Origin of the sequence: Halovenus rubra, assembly GCF_026586665.1 — an archaeon.
Taxonomy (GTDB): Archaea; Halobacteriota; Halobacteria; order Halobacteriales; family Haloarculaceae; genus Halovenus; species Halovenus rubra.
The window spans coordinates 222,350-248,259 of sequence record NZ_JAODIY010000011.1 but is presented as its reverse complement, the minus strand read 5'-3'; the positions used below and the strand labels follow the sequence as shown (position 1 = coordinate 248,259).

The following is a 25,910-nucleotide window of genomic DNA, read 5'->3' as shown; positions in this document are numbered from 1 at the left end:
CGGGGTCACCCACCCAGTGTATCCTCTGTGACCGTACGAACGAGGTCCCGGACTTCTTCGAGGTCACCGTCGCGTGCCGCCGTCCAGACCCCGGGGTGGTCGGCCGCAGCGGACACCGCTTTCTGTCGCTTTTCGGGGGCGATCGGCCGCTCTCGGAGGTCCGCCCTGAGCGCCCCAGTGGCCTTGGCGACGAGGCCGGCTCCTTCGACGATGCCTTCTATCTGCTCCCGGAGGTGCCGACTCACCGCCGGACTGGTTGCGTCGGTCGCCACGGAAACCGTCACAGGCCCGGAGCGGAGCGTGGCCGGGACGACGACGCTCCCTTGCTGGCGTGCCCCCGGTCTGTCGGCGCGGTTGACCAACGTCGTCACGTCGGCGGCCTCCTGGATCGCGTCGTTGAGCGCTTCGTCGTCGGTCGCCACGACCACCAAGGCCGGGTCGCACCGCGCCAACAGTTCGCGTGCGTAGTCGGCGTCTACCGCGGCCCGGACCTGCTCGGCACCACCGAAGTCCGTCCCGGCGAACGAGGCACTGACGACCAGAACAGTGCCCGCATCGGCGAACCGGCGGGCCTTGCGCGCGCCGACGGGGCCGCCGCCGAAGACGAGCACTGTTTCGCCGTCAAAGTCGTGCAACAGTGGGATCATACCCGGACGGACGGCCGCGCACAGTATTAATTCTCGGGGGGCGGTACCGACACTCTCCCAAGTCCCGAATCGACCCCCGGCCGGTTTGTATCAGGACAACCCAAGTACCGAACGAGTTCGTTGCACGTAGCTGTCTCGTCTCTCAGTTCTGGGCGTCGCTAATCGCATCGATGAGACCCCATGCATCGGCAGCTGATCGTTGTCCAGTTCGAGGGAAATTCAAAGCAACGTCGGTATCGTGACGAGTCGGGTATCGGCGAGTGAGGCTTGACTCAGTCGAAGCTGGCTGAACTCGTCACAGAGAGAGCGCAGCATCGAGATCGTCGAAGAGTTGCGGACATGGCGGGGTAACAACGTCTCGTGAGGGCGGTTTCTCGAAGCCACAGGACGGCCAACTCAGTGTATTTCAGCGTTCTCGTGTGACTGGGCGTGTAGCGAAGATGCCTTGATAGTAGCAGTGTGGGGAGCTCCCGAAGATGCTGTGAAACTCTACGTCCAGCACCGCGAAGGCGAGATTTCGTCTGAAGCTCTCAAATCACACGTGTATCGGCTCTAGCAGTTTGCCGAGTGGTGCGATGACGACGGGATTCACAACCTCAACAACCTGACCGGGCGAGACCTACACCGCTTCCGGGTCCACCGTCAGGACAATGACGGGCTGAAGCCTGTGATTCTGTAAGTCGACAATAGACAAGCACCAACGCTTAGTCACCCCCTTGCCTAAGTTGGACATATGCACGTTGCACTGCTTGGTGGCACGGGCGATATTGGCGAAGGACTCGCACTCAGAGTGGGACGCGACACCGACCACGACGTGACAATTGGCTCGCGGGACGCCGAGAAAGCACAGGCAGTCGCCGACGACTACACGGATGCACTCGGTACGGGGAACAGTTTTGACGGGCATGCAAACCCCGACGCCGCGGCAAAGGCCGATATTGCTATCTGCTGTGTTCCTGCCTACCATCTAACAGATACTATCGAGGCAGTTGCCGACGACCTTGGTGATGCCGTGCTGGTCTCGCCGGCAGTCGGGATGAAACGTGACGAGTCTGGGATGCATTATAACCCGCCGGGTGTCGGGAGCGTCACTGAACTCGCTGCGAAGACAGCCCCGAGTGACACTCCTGTTGCCGGGGCTTTCCACAACCTTGCGGCCGGAAAACTTGCCGCCCTTGACGCAGACCTCAACTGGGATGTACCTGTTGTTGCCACTGACGAGGCGGCACGAGAACCAGTTGTCTCACTCGTTGCGGATATCGACGGGCTTCGTCCGCTGGTCGCCGGTGACCTTTCGAACGCCGCGGAGATCGAATCACTGACGCCGCTGCTCATCAACCTTGCACAGCACAACGACGGGATGCATGACCTCGGCGTTCATTTCGAGTAGGAGACGCTACCGACTGACGCTTGGATCGACCGGCTTGTAGTAGTAGTAGTAGTACTGATAACAGCACAGCCAAACGATACGTTCTGGAGGGTCGACAAACCGTTATCACACTCTTGTCTGAACAGTCACGTCACGGAGTCCGTCGTCGACGACGACTGTCATCATCGTTGCTTTATTTGCCGGATTCGCGCCGGTCACACTCCCAGGGTTAAGAATCCGAACACCTTCGTGTTCGGTATCGGTCACTTCGTGTGTATGGCCCGCGACGCCGACAGCAGTCTCCGTACGCGCGTGGTCGCGGACCACCGTTGCGACCCGGTCCTCCCAGCCCCGCCTGGAGCCGGTGCCGTGTGTGACGACAAACTCGACGCCGCCAAGCTCGACAGTGGCAACGGAAGGAAGCCCCATCTGTGGGTCGATGTTTCCATGTACGGCCGTCAACTCCGACGCGAGGTCTTGGGCGTCTGCCAGTGCACCTTTCGAATCGAAGTCACCAGTATGGATGACGTGGTCCGCGGTCCGAATCTTGTCGACGAACTCGTCGGGAATGTGTGGCTCCCGTGAGGGAACGTGGGAGTCACCGATAAGTACAGCTTCCATAGGCGTCGTTATGTGTCGGTCCTGAATAAAATACTGCCTCAGTCGGTCAGCTTGAGTCACTCACAATCTTGACCACGTCGCCTTCAGAGAGTTCGTGGTCGTCGCTGATACGCCGGCCCTCGCGCGCGTCGATAGCGTGGATATAGCCGTCGCCGATATCCGAGTGAACGTCATACGCAAGGTCAAGGGGTGTCGATTCGCTCGGTAGCAGGTGAGCGTCAGGCAACATCCTGCCCTGACTGTCTGTCCAGTGTGTTTCGTCTTCAACGGGGTAGACCGTCATGTGGTCGAGCAGGTCATAGACAACGGTATCGAGTGCGTTCTGAATACCTGTCCCGCCGTATTCGCCCATGACGTCCCGAATCTGTTCGAGACCATCCTGCTGTTGGGTGCTGATGTCACCGACAATGTCAAAGTCATCGTCGCCTGCATCGTACTCGATGACGCCAGCATCTGCGGCCCGTCTAAGCGCGAGTTCACCATCCGCCGTCGCGGGAACCACCTCCTCTGTTGCATCCCGAAGACGCTTGATGTTCTCATCGGGGGCAATGTCGGCTTTGTTGGCGACGGCAATCTGTGGTTTCGTCTCCGCACGAATATCTGTCGCGAGCAGGGTTCGGTCCTCGTCAGTCCATTCGCGTGGGTCCTCCGGGTAGTCCAGTCCACGGAGAACCCGCGCCACATCCGCTTCGGTTGCACCGATACCGGTCAGCATCTCGGCAAGCCCTTCGTCGATATCAAAGTCGGGGGCACGCGACTGTCGCGCAATCGACTCCCAGTTACGAGAGATGATGGTGGCGAGCCATTTGTCCATCTCTTCTTCGATAAAGCTAATATCCTCAACAGGGTCGTGTTCTCCGACTTCGATTGGTTCACCTTCGGCGTTGGTCGAACCGGCGGCATCGACGACGTGCAAGATTGCGTTTGCGTCGGTTAACTGGTCGAGAAACTGGTTGCCAAGGCCACGGCCTTCGTGGGCACCCGGAACGAGTCCGGCGACATCAAACAGGTCCACCGGAACGTATCGCTTGCCAGCCTGACAGTTATCGCTGTCACAGCGACTGTCGCGGTCCAGACAGGGACAGTTCGTCCGGGCGTAGCTTACGCCTCGGTTGGCATCAATTGTCGTAAACGGGTAGTTCCCCACTTCGACATCGGCCATCGTGGCTGCTGTATAAAACGTCGACTTGCCAGCATTGGGTTTGCCGGCAAGCGCAAGCGAGAGCATAGTCACCATTGTCCGGGGGGAAGAAACTGACTTTCGGTTCACAGCAGCGTTAGCGGTCGTCGACTTCAGCGCGCCGCGGGTAGTACGGACGCGAATTGGGGCCTGCACCGTTTTCAGTTCTTTCGCCATCGGTTCGTGCGTCAGCCGTTGGCTCTGAATGTCCGTCTTCGGTCTTTTCGTCTGTGACTGTCTCGTTTGAGTCACTCACGCTGTCTCCGCCTGATTTGGACGAGTCGTCGGCCGGGGTGGCTGTGGCTGCTGGTTCGTCCTCGGTTGGCGGTGTCGATACAGCATTGTCGTCCGACGCCGCTGTAGATGGTGTGGCTTCGTCCTGTTCAACGCCCGTCCCTCCGTTAGCGGTCTCTGCGTCGCCCTCGACGACACTGTCATCAAGAACTGGCTCGGAGACGATGGTCATCTCTTCGCGTGCACGGATAGCGCCCTCAACTTCGGCATCTCGGTGGACTTCGACGTATTCGCCGGATATATCGCCGCGAACATCGGTTTCCGGGCCGATTCTGACTGTTCCGCTTCGAGTCGTGACGTTCCCGGTAACCTCGGTTCCGGAACCGACGGTGATACCATCCTTGGCGCGTAGACTCCCGAAAATCTCGTTATCACGGCCGACTATCAGTGACTGTGCACGGATGTTCCCGTGAAGGCGACAGTCGCTGCCGACTCGTCCCGGTGTCGAGACACGCCAGGCGTCGTCGCTGACGTAACTGCCACGCGGAATAACGACAGGGTCATGGGCCTGGTCTTCATCGACAACTGCACTCAGTAACTCCTCGGCTTTCTCCTCTTCACCGATGCGAAGGAGCTGTGAGAGATACATAAACAGGAAGACAATCGTTGGCATCGGGTTGCGGATGACAATCCAGCCACTGGCGTCGAACCCATCTTCGATATCTACATCGTCGCCGATATCGAGATTTCCTGCGACGCGTAGCTCTCCTTCGATGTGGACCCGTTCGCCGAGATAGGCGTCTTCGCCGACGAGGACGTTATCGGTAATATCACACCACATATCGAGCCGGCAGTCGCCCTCGGCTTCGATGTGGCCACCGAACTCGACGCGCTCGCCGGCAATGACGTTCCCGCCACGAACGCCAAACGCAATAGTACTCTGGCCCCCAACGATAACGTCACCCTCGGTCACGAGGTCGTGTTCTTGGACGTGAGTCCCGTCCGGGATGATGAGTTCGTCGAGGGGGTCCGAACGAAACGACGACACAGTAACATACGCGTGTTCAGTCGTATTAAAGCCCGAGGCCACGTCTGACGTGCGTCTGACAAATGACCGATATCCTGCCCCGTCTTGCCAACCTTGGCTGTAACAGTACTTTTTCGGTCGACTATAGTTGGCGAGACGCCGAGGCTGTCGAGTGAAACGCCTTTGTCTTCGGGCCACAACTATGGAACATGGGATACAGCTGTCCGGTCTGTGGCGACCCACAGGCTGACGCGCGCCATCTTGCCAACCATCTGGCTTTTACTGCACTGGTACGTGGTGGTGACCACGAGGACTGGCTCGACGAGCACGTCCCCGACTGGGAGTCGATGGACGAGGAGTCACTTGCCCCAGAGGTAACTGAAATCGCCGAGGAAACAGAGTATCCACAGGTATTCGAGGATACAGCCGCCCAGCGTGACCACACTCATGAAAACAAGCACACCCACACACAGGGCAGTCGCAGTGGCGTTCCAGACGAGATGTCACTCGCCGATCTTCCCGATGAAAAAGACCTCTCGTCGGAGGCTACTGATGCAATCGAACAAGCCCGAGAACTGACCGAAAAACGTCGGCAGTCTGATTCTGACGACGACTCGTAACCGACACCATCGCCACGCGTTGGGCGAGCCGGCTCACCGTTCGGGGGCGCCGAAAGGAAAAGAAGGTAGTTTCGGGCAGTCCAAGTCGGGATACCATGGAATCCGAAGGGCTGTTCGCGCCGGAGACCGAGCGCGAGGCACGGGAGCGGTTCGAACTGCTCGCACCGGCGGCCAGCGAGGTCGTTCGGGCTGTTGCAAAGGAGATGGAATTTGGGACTGAGGAGTACGACGAGCGGGTTACTGGCGAAATCATCGAAACCGCACGCGAAGCCATGTACGCCTCGCTGTTAGAGGTACATATTGGTGACTACGACCAGTACGAACAGTGGTGTGAGGACTACGAGTGTGAACCCATCCAGATGGGCCACCCAGAAGCCGACCGCGTTGTCTGGCACGCTGTGCCGTTTCAGGAGACTGCGATTGCCGCTACCTTTGAAAACGAGCAAGACGCGGCAGTTGCGACGCTCCGTCGACAGGCCTTTGGGCGACTATATAAGGATCTCTTGGGTGAGGACAGATGACTGACGAACACGCCGACCAGAACACGACTCACGACGACTGGGAAGTACTCGACTCCGTTGTTGAGTACGAAACCGGCTGGTACCAGGGTGGATACGACCTTCTTGAACAGCCAGACGGCACGCAAAAGAGATACTACTGGGCAGAGATTCAACCTGCTGTGGTCATCGTTGCTGTCGCCGACGACGAACTAGTCGTGGTCAAACAGTTCCGCCCGGCCATCGGCGAGCACTGTATCGAACTTCCGGCTGGGCTTGTGGAAAACGGTGAATCCTATACCACCGCTGGTGCGCGAGAACTCCGTGAGGAGACCGGGTTCGACCCGGCTGGCGTTTCGCTGCTAGAGGAGTTCTGGGTGGCGACAGGTGTACTCCGTCATCGTCGGGGAATCGTCTTCGCTGAAGGACTCGAACCCGGCATGCCGACCCGTGATACAAACGAGTTCCTCACCGTCGAGACACTTCCCGTCGAGAACGCACTTGATGTTGCCCGTGCCGAACCGGCAAACGACGCAACTATCGAGGGTATCCTGCTTGCCGAAACAGAGGGCTTACTCTGAGTTCCGTTCGTTCCTGACTATCTGTGCGCCTTCTCCGACGCCAGTCTGGTAGGCTCGGGCATCCACGCCGCAGTCTTCGAACCCGCCGACCATCGCAGCAGCGACCCGACGCTGGAGGCCGTCGGGACAGACTGCGATGACGCCTGGGCCTGACCCACTGACGGTAACACCGGCCGCACCTGCTTCAACGGCCCGGTTATGTACTGTTTCGTATCCATCAATGAGACTCGCTCTGGCCGGCGTAATCACCGGGTCTGACATGCCACGTCCGACGAGATACGGGTCATCGCGTGCAATGCCTGCGGTAAGTGTCGATGCGTTTCCGACTGTTTCGACCAGTTCGTCAAGTCGTGCACCGTCCGGCAAAACCTTCCGGGCGTTGCTTGTCGACACCACCACATCAGGCAGACAGACAACAAATGAGAGATCCGATTCCATTGTGGTCACGCATCCGTCGGCCACGATTGTGAACCCGCCAAGGAGTGATGGCGCGACGTTATCTTTGTGGGCTTCACCTGTCGCGACGGCCTCGCCTTTGGCGGCGACAGGGACGAGTTCCTCCCGCGAGTAGCCCCTGTCGTAGAGTTCATTCAGCGCGACTGCCGCACCCGCGGCAGATGCTGCCGAGGAGCCTAACCCCGAGGCTGGCCGAACTCCTTTATCGATACGGATGCGTGCCGGTGCGTCCAACTCGTCGACGACTGCTCCGACCGTGTTCTTTTTTGGGTCCTCGGGGATGTATTGGCTCCCAGAACCCACCACGGTAAGTGTTGTCCGTGTGGCTTTTTCGACTCGTAAAACGTCCGCTGGCCCGGATAGCGCTACACCGAAGACATCGAACCCGCTACCGAGATTTGCACTTGTCGCTGGTGCCCGGACAGTCAGCATACCCCCTCCTTTTGTGGGTGCCCAAAAAAAGCTGACGAGAACGGAAGACGTGGCGTCCCGAGTCGTGAACACGACATGGCACTATCAGATGATAAGTTCGACCGTCTCCTGTAACTCCTCGAACAGCAGAAGCCGGACGACCACGAGGAAGACGAGCGCGGTGCCCACGTAGACCCCGGCGGCGGCTTCACGGCTCTCGAATAGCCCTGTAGCAGTCATCTCACGGCCGACAAAAACTAGATAATCGGCAATTGCAAGCACCGAAGCCACTCCCAGTAGCCACATCAAGAGTTGTGTTGCCGGGACCTGTGGGACGAGCATTGCGACCATCGTCATGAACTGCACATTTGTCACCACTTTCCCGAGTGTGTTTGCTTGTACGTCTCCGGCGTCGATTGTAAGCAGCGGCGAGAGCACACCGAGTGCGATAACAAACCCATCCCGAGCAAAAAAGAGAACAAGATACTCTATAGCCAGCTCTGTTCGTGGGAATAACACGAAAAACAACAACAGTGCAGTAAGCTTATCGAGTGCGGGATCAAGCATTGCGCCGAGCTCAGTTGTCTGGTCGAGTCGTCGCGCGAGCCACCCATCTAAAGCGTCGGTAAACACGATAAGTGCAAACAGTGGATACCGCCAGAGCGACTCCAAAAGCACTACAAGAACAATAAGCAGGGGAAGCCGAGCGAGCGATACTAGATTCGGTATCGTCCAGAGTTCGCCTGCTCGTTCCCGCCAGTCGATACCCATAGGTTGTCGTGCCTACGGTGGCGTAATGTATTTCCCGATTTCGGTGCTTCGTGACTATCCCTGTCACTGTTTTTCATCTAACCAGTGACAGGTTTATCTGACCGACTCGTTTCTGACCAGTTGTCTGGGTGCACGGAGACAACAACAATGTTGTGAGTTTCCCGTCTGATGGGATTGACCACCACTCTTCTTGATACTGCCAGTCCAACATCTGGATATGACCACTCGCGTGCTTGTCCCCTTCGACAACTCAGACCAAGCAGAGTATGCGCTTGAACACGCCGTTGCGGAGTTCGAGTCAGCAACAATCGTGCTTGAACATGTTATCGAACCATTCACCGACTATACAGGCGGTGCCGGATACGATACGACGCGGTATAAACAGCAACTCGAAAACACTGAGGAGCTGATAGAGACAGTTCGAGCGGAGTACGACGATTCCGACCGCATCGAGTCAGTTGTCCACTACGGTCGCCCGGTACACCGTATTCTCCAGACGATTGATGAGGAAGATATCGACCAAGTGTTCATCGGGAGCCACGGTCGGGATGGTGCAGCACGACTCCTCCTTGGAAGTGTCGCTGAAACCGTCGCGCGACGTTCACCCGTCCCGGTAACGGTCGTTCGACAGCCGACTGATAACCACGAACATCCTGACCGAGTCCTCGTTCCCTTTGAAGGCTCGGAGACATCAGAACACGCGCTCTCGTTTGCATTCGAACAGTACGACGAAACGACCACGACCGCGCTCTATGTCGCATATCCAGCTGACGACGAGGAAAGTGACCTTCAAGATGTCTTCGATACCCTCGAAAACTGGGAAACAGAGCGGACCGACCACGTTGAGTCGATACTCTCAACGGCGACTGAAGTTGCTAAGGAACATGACCGTACGGTCGAGACCGATAGCGTCGATGGAACGCCTGCTCGCGCAGTTGTCGAATACGCCGAAGACCACGACATTGACCGGATTATCCTCGGCTCGACGGGCCGGGACGGGCTGACCCGTCTCCTCCTGGGCAGCGTCGCCGAAACGGTCGTCCGCCGCTCTCCCGTCTCCGTTACTGTTGTCAAGTAAGCTGTTCCTGTATTTATATTTAGGAAATTTGAACCTGAAAAAAGACGCGGATATTTGTATGCTGATTGGTTACATGTGTTATGTAGATGGCTCTTCAGCTTTCCTGTCAGGTGGCCAGAGAGAGGCTCTACGAAATACTGCGACGTGATGAATCATTCGAAGAGAAGGCCCAGGCGGCACTCGAACTCGGCGAACAGTATCTAAACGTGGACAACGGTCATCTCACGAGAATCGATACCGAGACGGACCACTGGGAGGCGATGGTCAGCACCGACGCTCCCGACGAGCAGTTTCCTCCGGGGATGGAACACGACTTCGCACGGACGTATTGTCGTCGAACTCTCGCAGCGGATTCGTCGATTGCGTTGCACGACGCACTAGAGCAGGGCTGGGAGGACGATCCCGCGTTTGAGGAACACGGACTCCATTGCTATCACGGCACGACGCTGGTCGTCGACGGGGAGCCGTACGGAACGGTCTGTTTCGTCGCCGAGGAGCCACGGGAACAAGAATTCACCGACAGGGAGACCATGTTCGCGGAACTTCTCGCCCGGCTGTTCGAACACGAAATCGAACGCGAGCGACACGAGGCCGAACTCACCAGGCGGGCGAACCTCGTGAATGTGCTGAACCGCGTGCTCCGGCACAACGTTCGCAACGATATATCCGTCGTCCGGGGGCGCGTCCAGCTGATGACCGACCGGCTGGAAGATGACTCTGATGGGACGATAGCGATGAAGAAGATCGACGAACTCATCGAGTTGAGTCAGAAAGCCCGTGACTTAGAACAGATTGTTGACAGAGAGTTCGAGCGCCAGCCCGTCGACGTGACGGGACTCGTCGAGCGTGTCGTCGAGCGAACGGCGACCGAGCACTCGGAGGCGACATTTCACGTGGAGGGGCAGGAAAACGTAACGATCCCCGTCTTCGAGAGCTTCGAGCGGGCTATCGAGGAACTGGTCGAAAACGCCGCAAAACACGGCGGTGATTCGCCAACGGTGACCGTCACCGTCGAGCAGGTCCCGAACGCTGTCGACGTTCACATCGCTGACGATGGCCCCGGGATCTCGGAGGCCGAGCGGCGTGTTCTCAGAACAGGGGAAGAATCGCCGCTGATTCACGGGAGCGGCATCGGTCTCTGGATTGTCCACTGGGTCATCTCCAGTCACAGCGGTTCCGTCGAGGCGACGGCCACATCCGACGGGACGACGCTGAGCGTATCGATACCACGGATACCCGAGGCTGAGAGTGGCCCGTCGGTGACAGAACTCAAACAGGCACGCGACCGGTATCAGGCGCTGTTTGAGAAGTCGTCGGACGCGATGGTACTCATCAACGACGACGCGGTGATTGTCGAGGCAAACACCAGAGCCAGTGACATCTACGGGCTGGCACCCCGGAAGCTGCTCGGTCGGTCAATCCCCGAGTTTCTCCCGGACGATTTTGACTTCCAGTCCGCGTGGACTGAGTTTAAGCAGGCGGGGTCGGTGTATGACGTGACGACTATCGTTGGTGCCGACGGGGTCGACAGACGGGTCGAGTACTCAGCGACGACGGACATTCTCCCGGGCCAGCACCTCCTCATCGTTCGGGAGGTCACCAGTAACCCGCTGACAGCCCAGTAGCCGGACGGACCAGCCACAGCCCGGGAGTTACGTGCTCGCTATCCCGCCGTCGACGACGAGTGACTCGCCGTTGACGTACTCGCTCAAATCACTCGCCAGGTAGAGCGCGGCGTCGGCGATGTCGCCGGGCTGGCCGAACTGGCGAAGCGGTACCGTCTGGCGGAACTCGGCTTCGCTCTCGCCACCGATGATGGGCACGTCCTCGGTGACCATCGCCGTCTCGATGACGCCCGGATGGATGGCGTTGACGCGGACGTCTTCCGGGCCGTACTTGTCCGCCAGAGAGTACGTCATGAGCCTGACTGCGCCTTTCGACGTACAGTAGCTGATGAAGTCGCCGGAGCCTTCGAGGCCCGCGACGCTGGAGAGATTGATGACCCGCCCACCGTCTTCGAGCAACTGGTCAATGAGCGCCTGCGTGACGAAGAACACACCCTTGACGTTGACATCCATGAGCTGGTCGAACTCCGCTTCGCTCACCTCGGTGAACTCCTCGCCACGGAAGATGCCCGCGTTGTTGACGAGCACGTCCGCACCGCCCATCTCGGCGGCTCGTTTCGCCACGTTCTCTCGGTCACCCTGTTCGGTCACGTCACACTCCACGAACTGTGCGTCGCTGTCGGTCTCCGCTCGAATCCGCTCGACAGTTGGTGTTCCACCTTCACGTGGCTCCTCCCGCAGGTCCGCAACCACGATGTCAGCGCCCGCGTCCGCGAACTGTACACTGATTTCGCGGCCGATGCCACTGGCGCCGCCGGTGACGACTGCCACGTCTCCCGAGAGGTCTATTGCTGTCATACCATCTCGTTCTACGCTCGCTGGCAGGAAAAACTACCACGCAGTTGTCATTCTGTGGGAATTGGCGTGTTCCCGGTAGACGGCCCTTTCGGACTTATCGTGATGTCGGGGACAGCGTTACTCTTCGAGAATCTCGCCGTCGGTTTCCGTTTCTGGTCCGTCGGCACGTTTGCGGACGTTGACCTGGTAGTGCTCCAGAATGTCCCGGCCGAGCAACAGCGGATAGTCCATGTGTGAGCGGTCCCCCGACACTCGCGGTGACGGTGTGCTGGCGACCGCCGACGCCGATTGCGCGATACTTTCGCAGTTACGCGAGTCGCTTGATATTCTCGCGGTGGAGCCGCGAGAGTCCGAGCAATTGGCCTACGCCGACTTCTCGATATTCTCGACGACTGCCTCGGCGAACTCGGAGGTGGCGAGCTTCTCGCCGCCCTCAATCTGGCGGTGGAGGTCGTAGGTGACCTGTTTCGAGGAGATTGTCTCCTCGACAGCGTCCTTGACAAGCTGGGCGGCGTCTTTCCAGCCCATGTAATCGAACAGCAGGACACCCGAGAGAATCATCGCGGTCGGGTTGACCTTGTCCTGGCCGGCGTACTTGGGCGCGGAACCGTGGACCGGCTCGGCGAGACAGCGGGCGTCACCGAAGTTGGAACCTGGCGCGATGCCGAGCCCGCCAATCTGGGCGCCACAGGCGTCGGACATATAGTCGCCGTTGAGGTTCATCGTCGCGATAACGTCGTACTCGTCGGTCCGGGTAAGAATCTGCTGGAGCATGTTGTCAGCGATTCGGTCGTTGACGACGACGGCGTCGTCAGGCTGTTCGCCGTCGCGTTCCTCCCAGAGGGTGTCCTCGGTGATGACCTCTTCGCCGTACTCCTCTTGTGCGACCTCGTAGCCCCAGTCGCGGAACTGACCCTCGGTGAACTTCATGATGTTGCCCTTGTGGACAAGCGTCACCGAGTCGCGGTCGTGTTCGAGGGCGTAGTCGATTGCGCGTCGGATGAGCCGCTTTGAGCCGAACTCGGTAATTGGCTTGACACCAATACCGACATCACCGCTGTGGATAGTCTCGTCGTAGCCCATTTCGTCTTCGACGAACTCACGGACCTGCTCGACCTCCTCGGTGCCTTCTTCCCACTCGATGCCGGCGTAGACGTCTTCGGTGTTCTCACGGAACGTGACCATGTCCATCTGCTCGGGACGTTTGACCGGCGACGGGACGCCGTCGAGATGGTAGGTCGGTCGGACGTTTGCATAGAGGTCGAGTTTCTTTCGCAGTGCCACGTTCAGCGAGCGGAAGCCTGCCCCGACCGGCGTCGTGAGCGGACCCTTAATGGCGACGCGGAACTCTTCGATGGCCTTGACGGTGTCCTCGGGCAGGTTCTCGTCGTACATCTCCCGGGCAGCCTCGCCGGCGTAGACGCGCATCCAGGCGATGTCGCGGCCGGTCGCGTTGGCCGCGGCTTCGAGCACTTGCTGGGCGGCCGGACCGACATCCTCGCCGATACCGTCACCGTGCAAAATCGGGACAATAGGAGTGTCCGGGACTTCGAATTTATCAGCCTCCTCGTCGATTACTTCTACTGGTTCGCCCTTGTCGGGCACCTCAATTTTGTCGAACTCCATATACTCTCACGTTCTCAACGCGGTCTAAAGTAATGCCCGCTTTTGTTCTGTGGCTCTGTGACCGTCAGAGCCAGCCGTCGAGATAATCACTGACGAGCGTGAACATCCGAATCTTCTGGTCGATATCTGTTGAGCCGTGCCCCTCATCAGTGAGTTCGGTGTAGGCGAAGTCTTCGTCTTCCTCCCAGCCCCGCTCTTCGAGTGCGTCCCTGAAGATGCGTGCTTGCTCGACCGGACACCGAGGGTCGTTCACGCCGTGAACCATGTAGAGTGGCTGTTTTACGTTGTCGACGTGTTCGATAGGGCTGCGGTCCCGCCAGAGGTCATAGTTCTCTTCGGGGTCGCCCATCTGCATGCGCAGACTGTGCTGGAAGTGGGCCATATCTTCTTCGTAGAGCCGATGCAGGTCTGTGATGCCAATATAGGCGATGCCAGTCGTCCAGAGGTCGGGATACTGTGTAAGCTGTGAGTACACCGAGTAACCACCATAGCTACCACCAAAGACAGCGACGCGGTCTTCATCAACCCAGTCACGGTCCATGAGCCATTTGCCACCCTCGGCCACGTCGACCTGTTCCATGCCACCCCAGTCGTCGTGAATTGTGTGCTTGAACTCGCGTCCACGGCCGGTTGAGCCGCGGTAGTTCGGCTGGAAGACGGCATAGCCACGTGTCAAGAGGAACTGTGCAAGCAGATTGAACGACTTCGAAGCCCGGGCCTGTGGGCCACCGTGGACCGACACGACTGCGGGAACATCTGTTGTGTCCGTGTCGCAGGCGGGAGTTCCCCGCGGGTCATAGAGCAGGCCGCCGATTTCGAGGCCGTCCTCGCTTTCGTAGGTAATGTACTCGGCGTCGGCGAAGATATCACGGTCGACATCCTCGTAAGCAGCTTCGAGTAGAACTTCATGTTCGTCGGTCGTGAGTTCGTACTGGTAGAGCTCCTGTCGCTCGTCTGGACGGGAATGCGAGAATACGAGCGTCGTGTCGTCAACGAACGTCCGTTCTCGCCCCGGCGGGAACGACGCGACACCGTCTGGAATGTCGAGTTCACGCTCCGTCTCGTCTTCTCGGTCGTAGACAACCGGAACGGAGGCACCGCGGACGACACGACTGACCACAACATACCGGCCCGTTGGTGACACCGTCTGTGGTGACTCCTCGTGCTCGTGTGGACCCAGCCACTCGATCTCGTCCGTATCGAGGTCGTAGATACCAGCACGCGTGAGGTCGTCAGCGTTGTCTGCGATGAGCAACCGTTCGCCGCCCGGGAACCACTCTGCGACAGTCGACTCCGAGCCGTCGATGCCGATGTCCAGCCGACGCTTGTTGTTGCCGTCGATATCCATCACGTACACGTCGCTGTTTTCGAGTGTCTCCGACTCGTTCGTGACGTACGCGATGCGTTGGTCGTCTGGACCGAAGACGCCCCCGCCTGCCGGTTGGGCGTACTCAGTGAGTTGAATTGACTCGTCAGTCTCAGTATCGTAGCGGTAGAGATTCAGCTGTGTGCCCTCGTCGCTGGCATAGAGGAGGTACCGTCCGTCGTGAGTGGTGTCTGAGAGCATCCCCTGTCCGTCGACCTCGACGACAGTTTCGGTCTCGCCGTCGCGGTTCCAGGCAGCGATATCGTTCTGTTCGTTACCGGCCTCGTCACGGTGGAAGTAGACGCGGCCGCCGTCTCGACTCCAGAGAATAGGCCAGCGGGCGTTTCGTGGCACATCACCATCGCTGACCCGTTCGTAGTCGCCGCTTTCACGATCGAGCAAATAGAGGTCGTTCCGGCCGTGTTCGTCGTAATAAAACGCAATTTCGTCACCATCTGGCGATGCCATTGGATGGTAAAACTCTGGAAGGCTGGCAAGAGTCTCGGGGTCTACTGCAGGAGTTGTCTCCGTTGACATATCTCTGCCTTTGGCTCTCTTTGTCAAATCAATTGTGGATTGGTACCATGCACTTTGGAAGACATCGCCCTACGGAAACAGGGCAGTTAAACCGGGCGCTGTCAAGAGACGATACATGCAGTTACTCGTCCACGGCGGCGCAGGAAGTGAGCCACGGGAGCCAGAACCACGACAGAAGACGCTTGACGAGGCCGCATCGACGGGCGCGATGGCTGAGACGCCAACAGATGCTGTCATCGAGGCAACACGGGTGCTTGAATCCGGGCCGCGATTCAACGCAGGCGTTGGTGGAGCGGTCCAGAGTGATGGTGTTGTTCGGACCGACGCCGGACTGATGACCGGTGACGGTACAACCGGTGGGGCCTGTTCGATGCCAGGTGTCGAACACGCTATCGAGGTTGCACGTGTTGTTGCCGAGGAAACACCTCACATCATGGTTTCGGGCGAACACGCCCTCTCGCTTGCCGATGCATTTGATGTCCCGACCGAGCAAGACCTCTGGACCGAGCGCACTCGCACGCGCTGGACAGAACTTGACCCGGTCGAGAGCAACAACATGCGCGAGCATCTCTCGTGGCTCCGCGAAAAGTTCGGTGGGAGCGACACTGTCGGTGCCGTTGCGAGTGATGGGGAACACATGGCCGCGGCCACGTCGACCGGCGGACGATGGTGTGCAGTCGCTGGCCGAGTCGGTGACGTCCCACAGGTCGGTGCGGGATTCTACGCAACCGAAAACACTGCTGTCAGTACGACTGGTGCTGGCGAAGCAATTGCAAAATTCGGTCTGGCTCGACACGTCGCAGACGCAATCGAAACAGGAGACACGCCAGCCGAGGCCACCACGCGACTCATCGACGAATTTGACGAGACCACGGACGCAACTGCTGGTGTTATCGCTGTCGACAGCGAGGGCCGAACTGGCGAGGCATTCAACTCCAGTGCGATGCAGACGGCCCAAGACACACAGTAGCGCGACTTACGGTTCGTCGTACGCGTGTGCTTTGAGAGTCTCTAACTCAACAGTATCGAGGACTGACTCGTTGGTTGCAGCAAGGACAACGGGCGGAACTGTTGTCTCAGGGAGACGCTGTTCGCGGGTCGCTTCGAGTGCTTCGACCCAGCGGCCAAGACAGAGACACCACCGGTCACCCGGATCCAATCCGGGAAATTGGAACTCGGGTCGTGGTGTAATGAGGTCGTTGCCGCGCTGTTTACTGAACGTCAGAAACTCATCGGTCATCACTGCACAGAGTTCGTGACGCCCCTGGTCGTCGGGGTGAGTTCCACAACAGCCATCCCGTTTGACACCGGTCATCGGATCCGTGCTACAATCTGCTAGCGCTTCGCCGAGGACGTTTTGTTCGGTCATACTGTATTCATTCGGTGTAAAAGCAAAAACACCACGGCCTGCGACCGACTGTGACGCGATTCACGCTCTTCGAACGGTACGCCTATCACGCAGATGGACCAAGATGGTGGCATGAGCAGTATGGATCTCGACAGCGAGCGATACGAGAAACACAGAAAAGCGGGCGAAATACTTCAGACCGTCCGTGCAGAGGCAGTTGAGCGAATCGAGGTTGGAGCCAGCCACCTCGACCTTGTTGAACACGTCGAATCCCGTATTCGCGAACTCGGTGGGGAACCGGCGTTCCCGATGAACGTCTGTGTCGACGAGGAAGCCGCCCACGGCACGCCAAGTGCGGATGACGAGTCCACGTTTGGCGAGGAGATGGTCAACGTTGACATCGGCGTTCACGTCGACGGCTGGATCGCCGACGCCGCTATCACGGTTGACCTCTCCGGTAACGACGAACTCGCTGAAGCCTCTGGTGAAGCACTTGATGCGGCTATCGAGATGGTCGAACCCGGCATCGACACCGGCGTCCTCGGTGACGTTATCGGCCGCACTATCGAGGGCTACGGCTACCAGCCGGTTGTGAACCTGACTGGCCATGGCCTCGATCACTACGAACAGCATACTTCGCCGAACATCCCGAACAAAAAGGTCCCAGAAGGCGTTGAGCTGGAGGTGGGCGATGTTGTTGCAATCGAGCCATTCGCCACTGATGGCCGCGGGCGTGTCGGTGAAGGTAACGCCGAGCAGATTTACGCACTGGAACACGAGACATCGGTCCGGAATCGACAGGCTCGGGAAGCACTCGACCAGATTACCGAGGAGTTTAGAACGCTGCCATTCGCAACGCGGTGGCTCGATGTTGACCGTCCCGAGATGACGCTTCGCCGTCTCAAACAGCGCGATATCGTCCACGGCTACCCCGTACTCAAAGAAAAGAAGGGGAGTCTAGTCAGCCAGAAAGAACACACTGTCATCGTCACCGAGGATGGCTGTGAAGTGACAACACGGTAGCTCCGAAACCTACCGGTAAGAGGCGGGAAGATTTTCAGCAGTGAACTCACATATTGCGTATGGAGCAGGTGTTCGCACCGTGGCGTATCGACTGGGTTGAGCAGGACGGCGGCAACGACTCGTTCGATGACTGTGTCTTCTGTGAATTGCCCGACCGCTCGAATGACCGCGAGAACCGCTTGCTTGCCCGAGGTGAGACTGCGTACGTCCTCTTGAACAACTATCCGTACAATCCTGGGCACGCGATGGTCATTCCCCATACACATACTGGCCGGTATCAGGACCTCGAACCTGACATGTTGCTTGAACTCAACACACTGCTCCAGCGAACGCTTGACGCGATGAATGAAGGGCTGGCACCCGACGGCCATAACGTCGGCTACAACCTCGGTGGAGCAGCCGCGGGCGGCTCAATTGATGACCATCTCCATGCACACGTTGTCCCACGATGGACTGGCGACACAAATTTCATGCCAGCCATCAGTGAGACAAACGTTATCGTCGAAGCCGTTGATGACACGTACGAACGGCTCCACGAGGCGTTTGCGACACAAGATGGGGTTACTGCAACCGATGGGCACTCTGCGGTCAGTATCAGCCCAAGCGACTAGTTTTCCACGGTCGGTTCTCTGTTTGATAGAAGTATCCTGTTCTGAAGACCCTGACCCGAGATGTCGGCTTCTGGGTTACTGTACGTCCCTCGTCTGCTCTGGAGACTGTCGCCACAGCAGCCCGATACAGCTAAGCTCGTCATTGTGTCGGATGACACCGCCCTGTATATTGACAGGAATGTTGGTACCATCCCGGGATGTCTCCGTTGGCTCGATATGGAACTCTCGGCCTGGTGTCTGCTCGAACGCCGCGACTTTTTCGAGGCGTGCTTTGTCTTCTGGTGTACTCGCATTGCTGGCCGGATCCGTTTTCTCCGTTCATTTCCTCCTACAACAGGAAATAGAGACTTCCATGCATGATTGCGAAGAAGAATATGACTCCGATGGCGCCAATGGGGGAGTGTTTCCAGAGTGCCGAGAAGTCGCCAGTATATCCCCGCTTTCGGGAGTCACTGAGATACGATCCGATATCGAAGACAAAGTAAAACCCGGACAGTAGAATCGATAAATCAATGAATAGTTCGGCCAATGATTGCTTTCCAGTAGCAAGAAAGAGCCCACTGATTACGACAACCCCGCCGCGTGGAGACGCACCCCAAATCGCCGGATGGGTGTTGGGGTACGCTCGTTCTCCCAAACATCTCGACTGTCCGCCCAACGCTCCGCTGAGCAGGTCTGTGCGTTCCCCGAGCAGTTCTCGCTACGGCCTGTTCACTTCTCAATCCCTCAACTAGACAGTGCCGAACAGGCAAAAATATACTGCTGCTCATATGTCTTTATAGATATAGAAACCCATTCACGGAACGCTACCATACGGACCACAAACGCTTTTTTTCTTGCTACGTATCATTCAGGTATGCATTTTGGCGTCATCAGTACGGCTACCATTGGCCGCAAGCGAGTCATCCCAGCTATCCAACAGACTGACGGCGCGACAGTCGCAGCTATCGCCTCCCGTGACCAAACGCACGCCGAGGAGGTTGCAGCCGAGTTCAACATTCCGACCGCATACGGCTCCTATGCAGAGTTGCTTGAGGATGATCGCATTGATGCCATCTACAACCCGCTGCCAAACAGCCTCCACGCCGAATGGACGAAGCGGTCGGCCGACGCAGGGCTTGACGTCCTCTGTGAGAAACCACTTGGCGTCAACGCTCAAGAAGCCAAAGAGATGACCGCCTACTGCGAGGACCGGGGCGTCACGCTGATGGAGGCGTTCATGTACCGCTACCACCCTCGAACACAGCGTGCTCGCGACATTGCAGCGAACCATCTTGGAGAAATCCGCCGTGTCGACGCACAGTTTCACTTCACGCTTCCCGACGAGTACAACGTCCGGCTTGACCCTGACCTTGCTGGCGGGAGTCTGATGGATGTTGGCTGCTATACCGTTACCGCGGCCCGGTTGTTCCTCGGAGAACCGAAGTCAGTCTACGCGACCGCGGTTGACAACCGGGGCTGTGGGGTTGAGACCAACTTGACCGGCCACCTTTCATTCTCAGGAGGTAAGACAGCGACTATCTCGTCAGGATTTGATGAATCTGTCCACCAGTACACCGTCTTGGGAACCGAGGGTCGCCTTGAAGTCGACCGCGCGTTTGTCCCCGATGGTGAGACAACGTTGTGCTACACAGTCGATGGCCGGACTGTCGAGGAGAGATTCGACCCTGTCGACCAGTACAAGCTCGAGGTTGAGGCGTTCCTCGACGCTGTCGAGTCGGGAGAATCGCCCCGAACCGACGGCAACGAAGCCGTCAGAACGATGCGTGTCGTCGATGCACTCTATGAGAGCGTCGATTGCGAAGCGCCGGTAACGCTCTGATAACTAGACTGAAAAGCGACTCCATCAACGACTGCTTGTCTCATATCGTATCGGGAGCGAAAGGAAAGCTCATCGGCTGTACCATCTAAAAATGCGTGAGGCGATTGTTGCGAGCCAGACAGTGAACAACCGATTATGTGACGTTGTCGCCAAAGAGCGTGTAACTAAGCCGGTGCCAGCGTCGGCTTGGAGCAGATAGTTATGCCTGCGGTTGCTCTTCGAGACAGAACGACCGAACAGCCGCGGCAATCTGACCTGGTGCTGACTGGGTTCCGACGTGGCCGATATCCTCAAACTCAACAAGCTCACTCTTTGCCAGTCGATCAGCAAGCGTCTGGACGGCCTCGCGCAGATGCGTCGGGCCACGTTCGCCAGTCAACAGTAGCGTCCTGGCTGCAATACCGGGGTCGGCTGGCAGTTCGTATGTCTCGACTGCTTTGTTCTCTCGGACGACGGTTTCGGCGAGTTCGAACTGTACTTCCTCGGGCCAGATAGGGAGCTGTTCGGGGGCAGGAACCCCGCCCGCGTCCTGGAAAAACAGCTTCATCGCCGCCTTGCGATTGTCCTCGTTGAGGCAGTCTTGCATTCGAGCGGCTAAATCGTCATCGCGGTACTCACCGACGAGCACGGCTGGTTCGTACAGAATCAGCCGGTCGATTGCTGTTTTTTCTGTGGCTGCCAGTGTAACGAGGCCGCCAAAGGAATGACCAAATACTGTTATCTCGCCCTCGATTGTGTCAAGCAACGCCTGGAGATCCTCGACCTCCCGCTCAAGGTCGTACTCGTTTGCGTCACCGCTGTCACCCCGCCCACGGCGGTCGGGCACAATCAGCTGAAAGTCATCGACCAACTGCGGGATCACAGCATCCCAGGCGTGGCGGGTTCCAGAGGACCCATGAACGAGCACCAGCGGCGGTCCATCTCCGTGTTGCTCGTAGGCGATACTGGTTCCATCAGCGGATGTCACTCTTTGCATGTACATCTGTCTTGGTGGTGTTCCGGGGAATAGATGTCTCTCAGCTGTTCGGCTGTTTAAATACCGTCTCCGTTCAGGTCCTATTACGTGGGAAGTGGTGGCCACGTCGTCGCTACAGTTTCCTCGATGAGTTGGGTCTGGGCACGCCGGAGCCGTTCGGACGCCGATGAGGCAGAGATATCTAGCTCTTTGGCGACATCTTCGAGGGACGCCTTGCGCGGAATGTCGAAGTAGCCGCGTTCGTAGGCGATTCGTAATGCTTCTCGCTGACCATCTGTGAGACCATCTCCGGGTGGCTCACTGTCACCCTCTTTTGTGAGCCGGTGGAGATGGAAGCCACAGTTCCGTTGCCAGAACCGACGAAACTCGTCGAATGCCCCGTAGTGCGCAAACCACCCTGACTGCCGCCACCCTGTCTGAAGCACCTCGATGCGTTCGATAACTGCCTCAGTGCTGGCCAGTGCCTTCAGCCCCGAGAGGTCGTCGAGATGTGGGCCCAGATGTTCTGCCAACGTCGGCCCCGGCTGTACTTGATATCGGCGGGTGTCCCCGGCTTCCCCGAGCACGCTGTAGCCTCCGGTAACTGGCGCGCTCTCGATTGCCTGCTCGACTCGCTCCTGATTACCATCGGTCACCGAAAGGACAAACAGCGGGAGTTCGTCGTGATTGAACTGCAGGTCCAGAACAAGGGTCGCGTCAGGGGCCATAGTAGCAACTTCGACGAACGGAAGCTGGTCACAGTCGATATCGAACTCCGCGACGAGTGCCATGGCTATCGGACAGGCCGTGTCGGTAAAATATCTACTGCTTGTGTTAGTCCACGCGCTAAAACGGGAGTCTTGGTGGGTTCGTACCTGGCCAATGCCCGTCAGGTAGGTCTGGGAGGGGTGAGTCACTTCCGGTGAGTGTGACCAACCAGCAACGCGACAACGTTAGTGACGAGCAACACAAGAAACGCCAGGAGGCCAGAATGAGAGTCGATGCCAGTGAGCAACAGCGGGAGCGAAAGAAATGGGAGGACAACGGCTCCCCAGAAGCTAGCAGTCTGGACCGCGCTGCGTACGAAGGTGTACAGTACGCAACTCAACGGACGCCTCTTGTCAGCCGTTTTTGAGTGCTGTGTTGCTGTTTTCTTCCCGGGTATCTGGGACATTGCGAGTTAGCTCCGTTGTGGGTGTTCTTTTGGGTGTGGGTGCAATCTGGGTGGGTACATACTGTTATTTCTTCTAACGCGTGTGTGGTTCTGATAATCAAGTACAGCGAATCACGGATAGAGTCCTTCAGTCACGGAGACGGTCCCGTTTCCAACTTCGACCAGCACTGTCTGGTCGGGCCACTCGTCGACCTCACAGCGAACGGTCTGCTGGCGATGCCCATCAAGTTCGACGTAGACCTCGTACGTACCGGGTGACAACTGCCCGAACTCACTCACCGTCTTGCCCGGCGTGAGGTGGTACCGACTCGAAAAGACCACGCTGTCTGCGTCACGGACCTCGATGGTCAGGTCGTAATCTCGACTTACGTCGAAGTTCCGGATGTGAATCTCTTCGCTCCGGCGAGTAACCCTGTTCTGTATTTCCGTGCTGCCTCTGGGCGTCAGGTAACTTCCGGCCCCATCAACTTTGCTCTCGTCTGGGCTCAACATCGTATTTGATACAACACGCCCAGTCTACCTGACTCAACATGCTAGTATTCGAACTCTCACCTAGCAGTCTATCTAGCCATACAGAAACCCCTGAGTGAACCCCTGTTCGGTCTTGTCGCTCCGAACGATATTCGCTGATTGTGCCCGCCTCAGTGCCAGAACCGTCTACCCGGTTGTTTCTGTAGATATCGGTGTAATTGACCCACAGACACCGCGTTGATTCTGCTCACCGATTCGATTAGATTCGTACGCTCTCAAGCCGTTCCTTGATGAATCGACTCCACTGTCTCTGAGACGATTCATACTCGAGACAGCCCGACCAGCGCACTGTTTTCAGTCTGAGTTGCTTGCTTTGTTAGATGATAACGTAGCATAGTACCGAAAATACGCGTTTCCGGATAGCTAGATGCTAATCGAACAGCCGTTGAGATAACTAGCGCTATGAGTGAATTGATAAAGAGACATGTATCGAACCACGATGATTCGACAGATACTGCAACGGACAACAACCTTCGTCTCGAAACACAACTGGGTCACGTTACTGGTGATGTTAGTCTTGACAGGACTGGTCGTCGCCGGTATTCCACAACTGGACTTTGGAAACCAGGTTGGTGGTTCGGCAGACGAATTTGACAATCTTGACCGTGTTGAGACGAGCCAGTATATCGACGAACACTACGGGAATGACACAGCTAAACAGACAGAACGAGTCATAGAGCCAGTCTACGTTGAGCGGAAGAACGGGACCGCCCTCTCGAAAGAATCACTGCTCACTGGATTACGTTATCAGCAGGAAATTACCGATAGCGAGGCTGTGCGGACGGCACTCCACGACGATGGGGTGGTCGGCATCGAAAATCTCGTTGCCACGCGTGCAGCGGGCACACAGAATGCCACCGTAGACGAGCAAATTCGTGCTATAGAGAACACGAGTGCTGCCGGGGTCGAACAGTTAGTTGGTCAGACAATAGCCGAGGACCCGATTGCACAGCGGTTCCTCCCAACCGACCACGACAGTTCGGCGAGCTCGACCGACCGGCGCATCTTTGTGGCGATAGACACGAGCGTTGACGACGAAACCCTCGATACCGTGGACACCACGCTGTATGACACTGCAAACAAATACTCCGACTCCGGGTTCTTCGTCGCGACCGACGACGCGTTTGGGGAGATGAGAAGTCAGTTCAACAGCGAAATGCTGGAATTGGTTGTTCCAGTCGCGTTGTTGCTTATTCTGAGTATTCTCGTCTTCACGTACCGCGACATTGTCGACGTCACAGTCGGGATGAGCGGCGTTGTGCTCTCGATTCTGTGGATGCTCGGGATTATGGGCTGGCTCGGCGTTCAGGCCAGTACGATAACTGTCGTTCCAGTCGTCCTGATTACTGGACTCAGCATTGACTTTGGCTTCCACGTATTCAACCGCTATCGTGAGGAGCGCGGTCCTGACGACGGCATCCGTAGCCCGATGGAACGCGGTATCCGATTTGTATCGACAGCCCTGATTTTGGTAACCGTAACTGCTTCAATCGGTTTTTTGGCGAATCTGGCGAATCCACTACCGGTAATTCAGGACCTTGGCGTGAGCATTACACTCGGTGTTATCTCTGCGCTCGCTATCTTCGTCACCATTGTTCCCGCGCTAAAAATCAGTATTGACGGCCTACTCGAATGGATTGGTCTCGACCGTCGGAAGGCGGTGCTTGGACGCGGCAGCTATCTCCGCCCAGCGCTTGAACTGAGTGTCTCCCTTGCAAGGCGTGCGGCCCCAGTCGTGTTGGTGGTGTCAGTACTCATCGCTGGAGCCGGTGGCCTCGCATGGACAGAACTCAGCCAGGAGAGTTTCCAGCAAGGCAACGGCGATGTTGCAGAATGGAAACAACAACTGCCTGACCCGGTGGCCTGGGAGCCTGTCGAATTCCGACAACAGCTATTGCGTACCGAGGAGGTCTACCAGCCCGCAAACGCCGACGACGCTGCCCAGTCGACTATCCTTGTTGACGGAAATGTGACGGCTGACAGCACGCTCGAAGATATCGACAGGGGTGTTGCCGACATCGAAGAGGAGGGGCTGTTAGTCACTCAGTCCAGCGGTCAGGCAGAGCAGTCACCGACGACTGCAATGGCTCGCATCGCCAAGGAAAATGAGACCTTCGCCACAGTCTTGAGTCAAGCAGACACGAATGGTAACGGAGTCCCCGACCAAAATCTCGAAGCAGTCTACGACGCCTTCTATGCTGCTGACAGCCAGACCGCAGCACAGGTCATTGAGCGTACCGATGGCGAGTACCGCACCGTACTGGTGACGCTGGCGCTTGATGCCGAGCATTCCGATCGCAAGGCTGTTGTCTCGCAACTCGATGACGGTGCCGCTACAATGCAAGGGAACAGTCAGCGGACCGCCACCGCTGCCGGCTCATTCGGTGTCGGCAGTGCAATTCTTGACGAGATTGTCGGCGGTATTTTCTTGACGATGATAATCGCCCTATTGGCAATAATCGTCACGTTGGTCGCCGTGTTCCGGTATATGCACGGGAGCGCGACCCTAGGTGCGGTCACCGCTTTGCCGATTACTCTTGTTGTCGGCCTGGTCGTTGGGGGGATGTACCTGCTCGAAATCCCACTCACGTTACTGACCGCGTTGTTGATGAGTCTGGTAGTCGGACTCGGCGTTGATTACAACATCCACATTGGCGACCGCTTCGCCGACGAACTCGCTGCTGGCAAAAAGCCACTTGCGGCCCTGCGTGTCGCTGTCACCGGTACCGGCGGTGCACTGCTCGGTAGCACGCTCACGACTGTCGGTGCCTTTGGTTCTATCTGGCTTGTGCCCCATCCACAGATGCAGAGCTTCGGTGGCATTGTGGTCATCGCACTGCTGACCGCATTCATTGTCAGTTTGGTCGTTTTGCCGAGTGCCTTGCTACTGTGGAGTCGCCATGCGACGGTGCCAGAGACGAGTTCACAGGTTACCCTCGACCCAGCACCACAAGACTGACACTCTGGCTGTCGGCCCGGCACGCGTTTTTACCCTGACTTTG

Annotated in this window: 25 protein-coding genes and 4 pseudogenes; 11 read left to right on the top strand and 18 right to left on the bottom strand. The window is 57.7% G+C overall.

Translation table 11 applies throughout. From position 1 onward, the window contains the following. Window positions 1-5: 5 nt before the first annotated feature. From N5098_RS12080 to N5098_RS12075, 3 genes and pseudogenes are all read right to left on the bottom strand, one after another. The gene (locus N5098_RS12080) at window positions 6-647 is read right to left on the bottom strand and encodes a precorrin-2 dehydrogenase/sirohydrochlorin ferrochelatase family protein (RefSeq protein ID WP_267638125.1); all 642 of its coding nucleotides are present in this window, start codon (window positions 645-647) and stop codon (window positions 6-8) included. A 90-nt stretch (window positions 648-737) separates the two neighbouring features. Then, window positions 738-978, bottom strand: a pseudogene (locus N5098_RS17610) (hypothetical protein); the annotation flags it as partial. Between the two features lie 18 nt (window positions 979-996). Further along, window positions 997-1,113, bottom strand: a pseudogene (locus tag N5098_RS12075) (IS5/IS1182 family transposase); the annotation flags it as partial. Window positions 1,114-1,380: 267 nt separating this feature from the next. On the opposite strand from N5098_RS12075, the gene npdG reads away from it, so the two are divergent. Beyond that, window positions 1,381-2,037, top strand: a complete 657-nt coding sequence (gene npdG, locus N5098_RS12070; RefSeq protein ID WP_267638124.1) for an NADPH-dependent F420 reductase — start codon at window positions 1,381-1,383, stop codon at window positions 2,035-2,037. Window positions 2,038-2,142: 105 nt separating this feature from the next. Here the strand turns inward: npdG and N5098_RS12065 are convergent, their stop codons facing one another. Genes N5098_RS12065 through N5098_RS12055 form a run of 3 tightly spaced genes read right to left on the bottom strand, consistent with a single transcriptional unit; the run spans window position 2,143 to window position 5,099 of the window. Then, window positions 2,143-2,637, bottom strand: a complete 495-nt coding sequence (locus N5098_RS12065) for a metallophosphoesterase family protein (RefSeq protein WP_267638123.1) — start codon at window positions 2,635-2,637, stop codon at window positions 2,143-2,145. Window positions 2,638-2,683: 46 nt separating this feature from the next. Further along, the gene (locus tag N5098_RS12060) at window positions 2,684-3,865 is read right to left on the bottom strand and encodes a redox-regulated ATPase YchF (RefSeq protein WP_267638137.1); all 1,182 of its coding nucleotides are present in this window, start codon (window positions 3,863-3,865) and stop codon (window positions 2,684-2,686) included. 49 nt (window positions 3,866-3,914) lie between these two features. Beyond that, on the bottom strand, window positions 3,915-5,099 hold the full coding sequence (locus N5098_RS12055) for a polymer-forming cytoskeletal protein (RefSeq protein ID WP_267638122.1): 1,185 nt from the start codon (window positions 5,097-5,099) through the stop codon (window positions 3,915-3,917). 188 nt (window positions 5,100-5,287) lie between these two features. On the opposite strand from N5098_RS12055, the gene N5098_RS12050 reads away from it, so the two are divergent. The 3 genes from N5098_RS12050 (at window position 5,288) to N5098_RS12040 (ending at window position 6,776) form a co-directional block, all read left to right on the top strand. Next, window positions 5,288-5,698, top strand: coding sequence for a DUF5810 domain-containing protein (locus tag N5098_RS12050; RefSeq protein ID WP_267638121.1), 411 nt, complete (start codon window positions 5,288-5,290; stop codon window positions 5,696-5,698). A gap of 95 nt (window positions 5,699-5,793) precedes the next feature. Continuing rightward, window positions 5,794-6,219, top strand: a complete 426-nt coding sequence (locus N5098_RS12045; RefSeq protein ID WP_267638120.1) for a DUF5809 family protein — start codon at window positions 5,794-5,796, stop codon at window positions 6,217-6,219. After that, window positions 6,216-6,776, top strand: a complete 561-nt coding sequence (locus tag N5098_RS12040; protein ID WP_267638119.1) for an NUDIX hydrolase — start codon at window positions 6,216-6,218, stop codon at window positions 6,774-6,776. Before N5098_RS12045 ends, N5098_RS12040 begins: the two co-directional genes overlap by 4 nt. Here N5098_RS12040 and N5098_RS12035 read toward each other — a convergent pair. Then, window positions 6,768-7,664 carry a homoserine kinase gene (locus tag N5098_RS12035; RefSeq protein WP_267638117.1) on the bottom strand — a complete coding sequence of 299 codons (897 nt, stop codon included), beginning with the start codon at window positions 7,662-7,664 and terminating at the stop codon, window positions 6,768-6,770. The two genes, N5098_RS12040 and N5098_RS12035, sit on opposite strands and share 9 nt — an antisense overlap. Before the next feature lie 84 nt (window positions 7,665-7,748). Then, window positions 7,749-8,414, bottom strand: coding sequence for a CDP-alcohol phosphatidyltransferase family protein (locus N5098_RS12030; RefSeq protein ID WP_267638116.1), 666 nt, complete (start codon window positions 8,412-8,414; stop codon window positions 7,749-7,751). A 217-nt stretch (window positions 8,415-8,631) separates the two neighbouring features. On the opposite strand from N5098_RS12030, the gene N5098_RS12025 reads away from it, so the two are divergent. Together N5098_RS12025 and N5098_RS12020 are read left to right on the top strand one after the other, a co-directional pair. After that, entirely contained in the window at window positions 8,632-9,492 is an 861-nt protein-coding gene (locus N5098_RS12025) for a universal stress protein (RefSeq protein WP_267638114.1), read from the top strand. Between the two features lie 86 nt (window positions 9,493-9,578). Further along, window positions 9,579-11,117 (top strand): ATP-binding protein, encoded by a 1,539-nt coding sequence (locus N5098_RS12020; RefSeq protein WP_267638113.1) that lies wholly within the window; start codon window positions 9,579-9,581, stop codon window positions 11,115-11,117. Window positions 11,118-11,144: 27 nt separating this feature from the next. Here the strand turns inward: N5098_RS12020 and N5098_RS12015 are convergent, their stop codons facing one another. The 4 genes and pseudogenes from N5098_RS12015 to N5098_RS12000 form a co-directional block, all read right to left on the bottom strand. Beyond that, window positions 11,145-11,915: an SDR family oxidoreductase gene (locus tag N5098_RS12015; RefSeq protein WP_267638112.1), complete on the bottom strand. Its 771-nt coding sequence runs from the start codon at window positions 11,913-11,915 to the stop codon at window positions 11,145-11,147. 117 nt (window positions 11,916-12,032) lie between these two features. After that, window positions 12,033-12,204, bottom strand: a pseudogene (locus tag N5098_RS12010) (RimK/LysX family protein); the annotation flags it as partial. 74 nt (window positions 12,205-12,278) lie between these two features. Continuing rightward, complete coding sequence (gene icd / locus N5098_RS12005) at window positions 12,279-13,541, bottom strand: isocitrate dehydrogenase (NADP(+)) (RefSeq protein ID WP_267638111.1); 1,263 nt, start codon at window positions 13,539-13,541, stop codon at window positions 12,279-12,281. Window positions 13,542-13,605: 64 nt separating this feature from the next. Then, window positions 13,606-15,444, bottom strand: coding sequence for a S9 family peptidase (locus N5098_RS12000; protein ID WP_267638110.1), 1,839 nt, complete (start codon window positions 15,442-15,444; stop codon window positions 13,606-13,608). 115 nt (window positions 15,445-15,559) lie between these two features. Between N5098_RS12000 and N5098_RS11995 the strand changes: the two genes are divergently transcribed. Beyond that, complete coding sequence (locus N5098_RS11995; RefSeq protein ID WP_267638109.1) at window positions 15,560-16,414, top strand: isoaspartyl peptidase/L-asparaginase; 855 nt, start codon at window positions 15,560-15,562, stop codon at window positions 16,412-16,414. A gap of 6 nt (window positions 16,415-16,420) precedes the next feature. On the opposite strand, the gene N5098_RS11990 is transcribed toward N5098_RS11995, so the two are convergent. Next, on the bottom strand, window positions 16,421-16,813 hold the full coding sequence (locus N5098_RS11990; protein WP_267638108.1) for a DUF2237 family protein: 393 nt from the start codon (window positions 16,811-16,813) through the stop codon (window positions 16,421-16,423). A gap of 111 nt (window positions 16,814-16,924) precedes the next feature. On the opposite strand from N5098_RS11990, the gene map reads away from it, so the two are divergent. Beyond that, window positions 16,925-17,815, top strand: coding sequence for a type II methionyl aminopeptidase (gene map / locus N5098_RS11985; RefSeq protein WP_267638107.1), 891 nt, complete (start codon window positions 16,925-16,927; stop codon window positions 17,813-17,815). A gap of 59 nt (window positions 17,816-17,874) precedes the next feature. Beyond that, on the top strand, window positions 17,875-18,426 hold the full coding sequence (locus N5098_RS11980; protein WP_267638106.1) for an HIT family protein: 552 nt from the start codon (window positions 17,875-17,877) through the stop codon (window positions 18,424-18,426). A 567-nt stretch (window positions 18,427-18,993) separates the two neighbouring features. Here the strand turns inward: N5098_RS11980 and N5098_RS11975 are convergent. Continuing rightward, window positions 18,994-19,077: pseudogene (locus N5098_RS11975) on the bottom strand (IS6 family transposase); the annotation flags it as partial. Between the two features lie 205 nt (window positions 19,078-19,282). On the opposite strand from N5098_RS11975, the gene N5098_RS11970 reads away from it, so the two are divergent. Further along, entirely contained in the window at window positions 19,283-20,248 is a 966-nt protein-coding gene (locus tag N5098_RS11970; RefSeq protein WP_267638105.1) for a Gfo/Idh/MocA family protein, read from the top strand. A gap of 199 nt (window positions 20,249-20,447) precedes the next feature. Here N5098_RS11970 and N5098_RS11965 read toward each other — a convergent pair whose 3' ends face one another. The 4 genes from N5098_RS11965 to N5098_RS11950 form a co-directional block, all read right to left on the bottom strand. After that, on the bottom strand, window positions 20,448-21,224 hold the full coding sequence (locus N5098_RS11965) for an alpha/beta fold hydrolase (RefSeq protein ID WP_267638104.1): 777 nt from the start codon (window positions 21,222-21,224) through the stop codon (window positions 20,448-20,450). An 83-nt stretch (window positions 21,225-21,307) separates the two neighbouring features. After that, complete coding sequence (locus tag N5098_RS11960) at window positions 21,308-21,994, bottom strand: helix-turn-helix domain-containing protein (RefSeq protein WP_267638103.1); 687 nt, start codon at window positions 21,992-21,994, stop codon at window positions 21,308-21,310. A gap of 122 nt (window positions 21,995-22,116) precedes the next feature. Beyond that, window positions 22,117-22,377 (bottom strand): DUF8028 family protein, encoded by a 261-nt coding sequence (locus N5098_RS11955; protein ID WP_267638102.1) that lies wholly within the window; start codon window positions 22,375-22,377, stop codon window positions 22,117-22,119. A gap of 111 nt (window positions 22,378-22,488) precedes the next feature. After that, window positions 22,489-22,869 carry an Ig-like domain-containing protein gene (locus N5098_RS11950; RefSeq protein ID WP_267638101.1) on the bottom strand — a complete coding sequence of 127 codons (381 nt, stop codon included), beginning with the start codon at window positions 22,867-22,869 and terminating at the stop codon, window positions 22,489-22,491. A 478-nt stretch (window positions 22,870-23,347) separates the two neighbouring features. Between N5098_RS11950 and N5098_RS11945 the strand changes: the two genes are divergently transcribed. Next, window positions 23,348-25,867: an efflux RND transporter permease subunit gene (locus tag N5098_RS11945; RefSeq protein ID WP_267638100.1), complete on the top strand. Its 2,520-nt coding sequence runs from the start codon at window positions 23,348-23,350 to the stop codon at window positions 25,865-25,867. Window positions 25,868-25,910 lie beyond the last annotated feature (43 nt).

Excerpts from the sequence above, each read along its gene's own strand:
- N5098_RS12080 (WP_267638125.1), bottom strand. The coding sequence starts at position 647 with ATGATCCCACTGTTGCACGACTTTGACGGCGAAACAGTGCTCGTCTTC.
- N5098_RS12035 (WP_267638117.1), bottom strand. The coding sequence starts at position 7,664 with ATGCTGACTGTCCGGGCACCAGCGACAAGTGCAAATCTCGGTAGCGGG.
- N5098_RS12050 (WP_267638121.1), top strand. The coding sequence starts at position 5,288 with ATGGGATACAGCTGTCCGGTCTGTGGCGACCCACAGGCTGACGCGCGC.
- N5098_RS12065 (WP_267638123.1), bottom strand. The coding sequence starts at position 2,637 with ATGGAAGCTGTACTTATCGGTGACTCCCACGTTCCCTCACGGGAGCCA.
- N5098_RS12030 (WP_267638116.1), bottom strand. The coding sequence starts at position 8,414 with ATGGGTATCGACTGGCGGGAACGAGCAGGCGAACTCTGGACGATACCG.
- N5098_RS12060 (WP_267638137.1), bottom strand. The coding sequence starts at position 3,865 with ATGCTCTCGCTTGCGCTTGCCGGCAAACCCAATGCTGGCAAGTCGACG.
- N5098_RS11960 (WP_267638103.1), bottom strand. The coding sequence starts at position 21,994 with ATGGCACTCGTCGCGGAGTTCGATATCGACTGTGACCAGCTTCCGTTC.
- npdG (WP_267638124.1), top strand. The coding sequence starts at position 1,381 with ATGCACGTTGCACTGCTTGGTGGCACGGGCGATATTGGCGAAGGACTC.
- N5098_RS11965 (WP_267638104.1), bottom strand. The coding sequence starts at position 21,224 with ATGCAAAGAGTGACATCCGCTGATGGAACCAGTATCGCCTACGAGCAA.
- N5098_RS11955 (WP_267638102.1), bottom strand. The coding sequence starts at position 22,377 with ATGTCCCAGATACCCGGGAAGAAAACAGCAACACAGCACTCAAAAACG.
- N5098_RS12020 (WP_267638113.1), top strand. The coding sequence starts at position 9,579 with ATGGCTCTTCAGCTTTCCTGTCAGGTGGCCAGAGAGAGGCTCTACGAA.
- N5098_RS11950 (WP_267638101.1), bottom strand. The coding sequence starts at position 22,869 with ATGTTGAGCCCAGACGAGAGCAAAGTTGATGGGGCCGGAAGTTACCTG.
- N5098_RS12045 (WP_267638120.1), top strand. The coding sequence starts at position 5,794 with ATGGAATCCGAAGGGCTGTTCGCGCCGGAGACCGAGCGCGAGGCACGG.
- N5098_RS12040 (WP_267638119.1), top strand. The coding sequence starts at position 6,216 with ATGACTGACGAACACGCCGACCAGAACACGACTCACGACGACTGGGAA.
- N5098_RS11995 (WP_267638109.1), top strand. The coding sequence starts at position 15,560 with ATGCAGTTACTCGTCCACGGCGGCGCAGGAAGTGAGCCACGGGAGCCA.
- N5098_RS12015 (WP_267638112.1), bottom strand. The coding sequence starts at position 11,915 with ATGACAGCAATAGACCTCTCGGGAGACGTGGCAGTCGTCACCGGCGGC.
- N5098_RS12000 (WP_267638110.1), bottom strand. The coding sequence starts at position 15,444 with ATGTCAACGGAGACAACTCCTGCAGTAGACCCCGAGACTCTTGCCAGC.
- N5098_RS11970 (WP_267638105.1), top strand. The coding sequence starts at position 19,283 with ATGCATTTTGGCGTCATCAGTACGGCTACCATTGGCCGCAAGCGAGTC.
- N5098_RS11945 (WP_267638100.1), top strand. The coding sequence starts at position 23,348 with ATGATTCGACAGATACTGCAACGGACAACAACCTTCGTCTCGAAACAC.
- N5098_RS12025 (WP_267638114.1), top strand. The coding sequence starts at position 8,632 with ATGACCACTCGCGTGCTTGTCCCCTTCGACAACTCAGACCAAGCAGAG.
- N5098_RS11980 (WP_267638106.1), top strand. The coding sequence starts at position 17,875 with ATGGAGCAGGTGTTCGCACCGTGGCGTATCGACTGGGTTGAGCAGGAC.
- N5098_RS11990 (WP_267638108.1), bottom strand. The coding sequence starts at position 16,813 with ATGACCGAACAAAACGTCCTCGGCGAAGCGCTAGCAGATTGTAGCACG.
- map (WP_267638107.1), top strand. The coding sequence starts at position 16,925 with ATGAGCAGTATGGATCTCGACAGCGAGCGATACGAGAAACACAGAAAA.
- icd (WP_267638111.1), bottom strand. The coding sequence starts at position 13,541 with ATGGAGTTCGACAAAATTGAGGTGCCCGACAAGGGCGAACCAGTAGAA.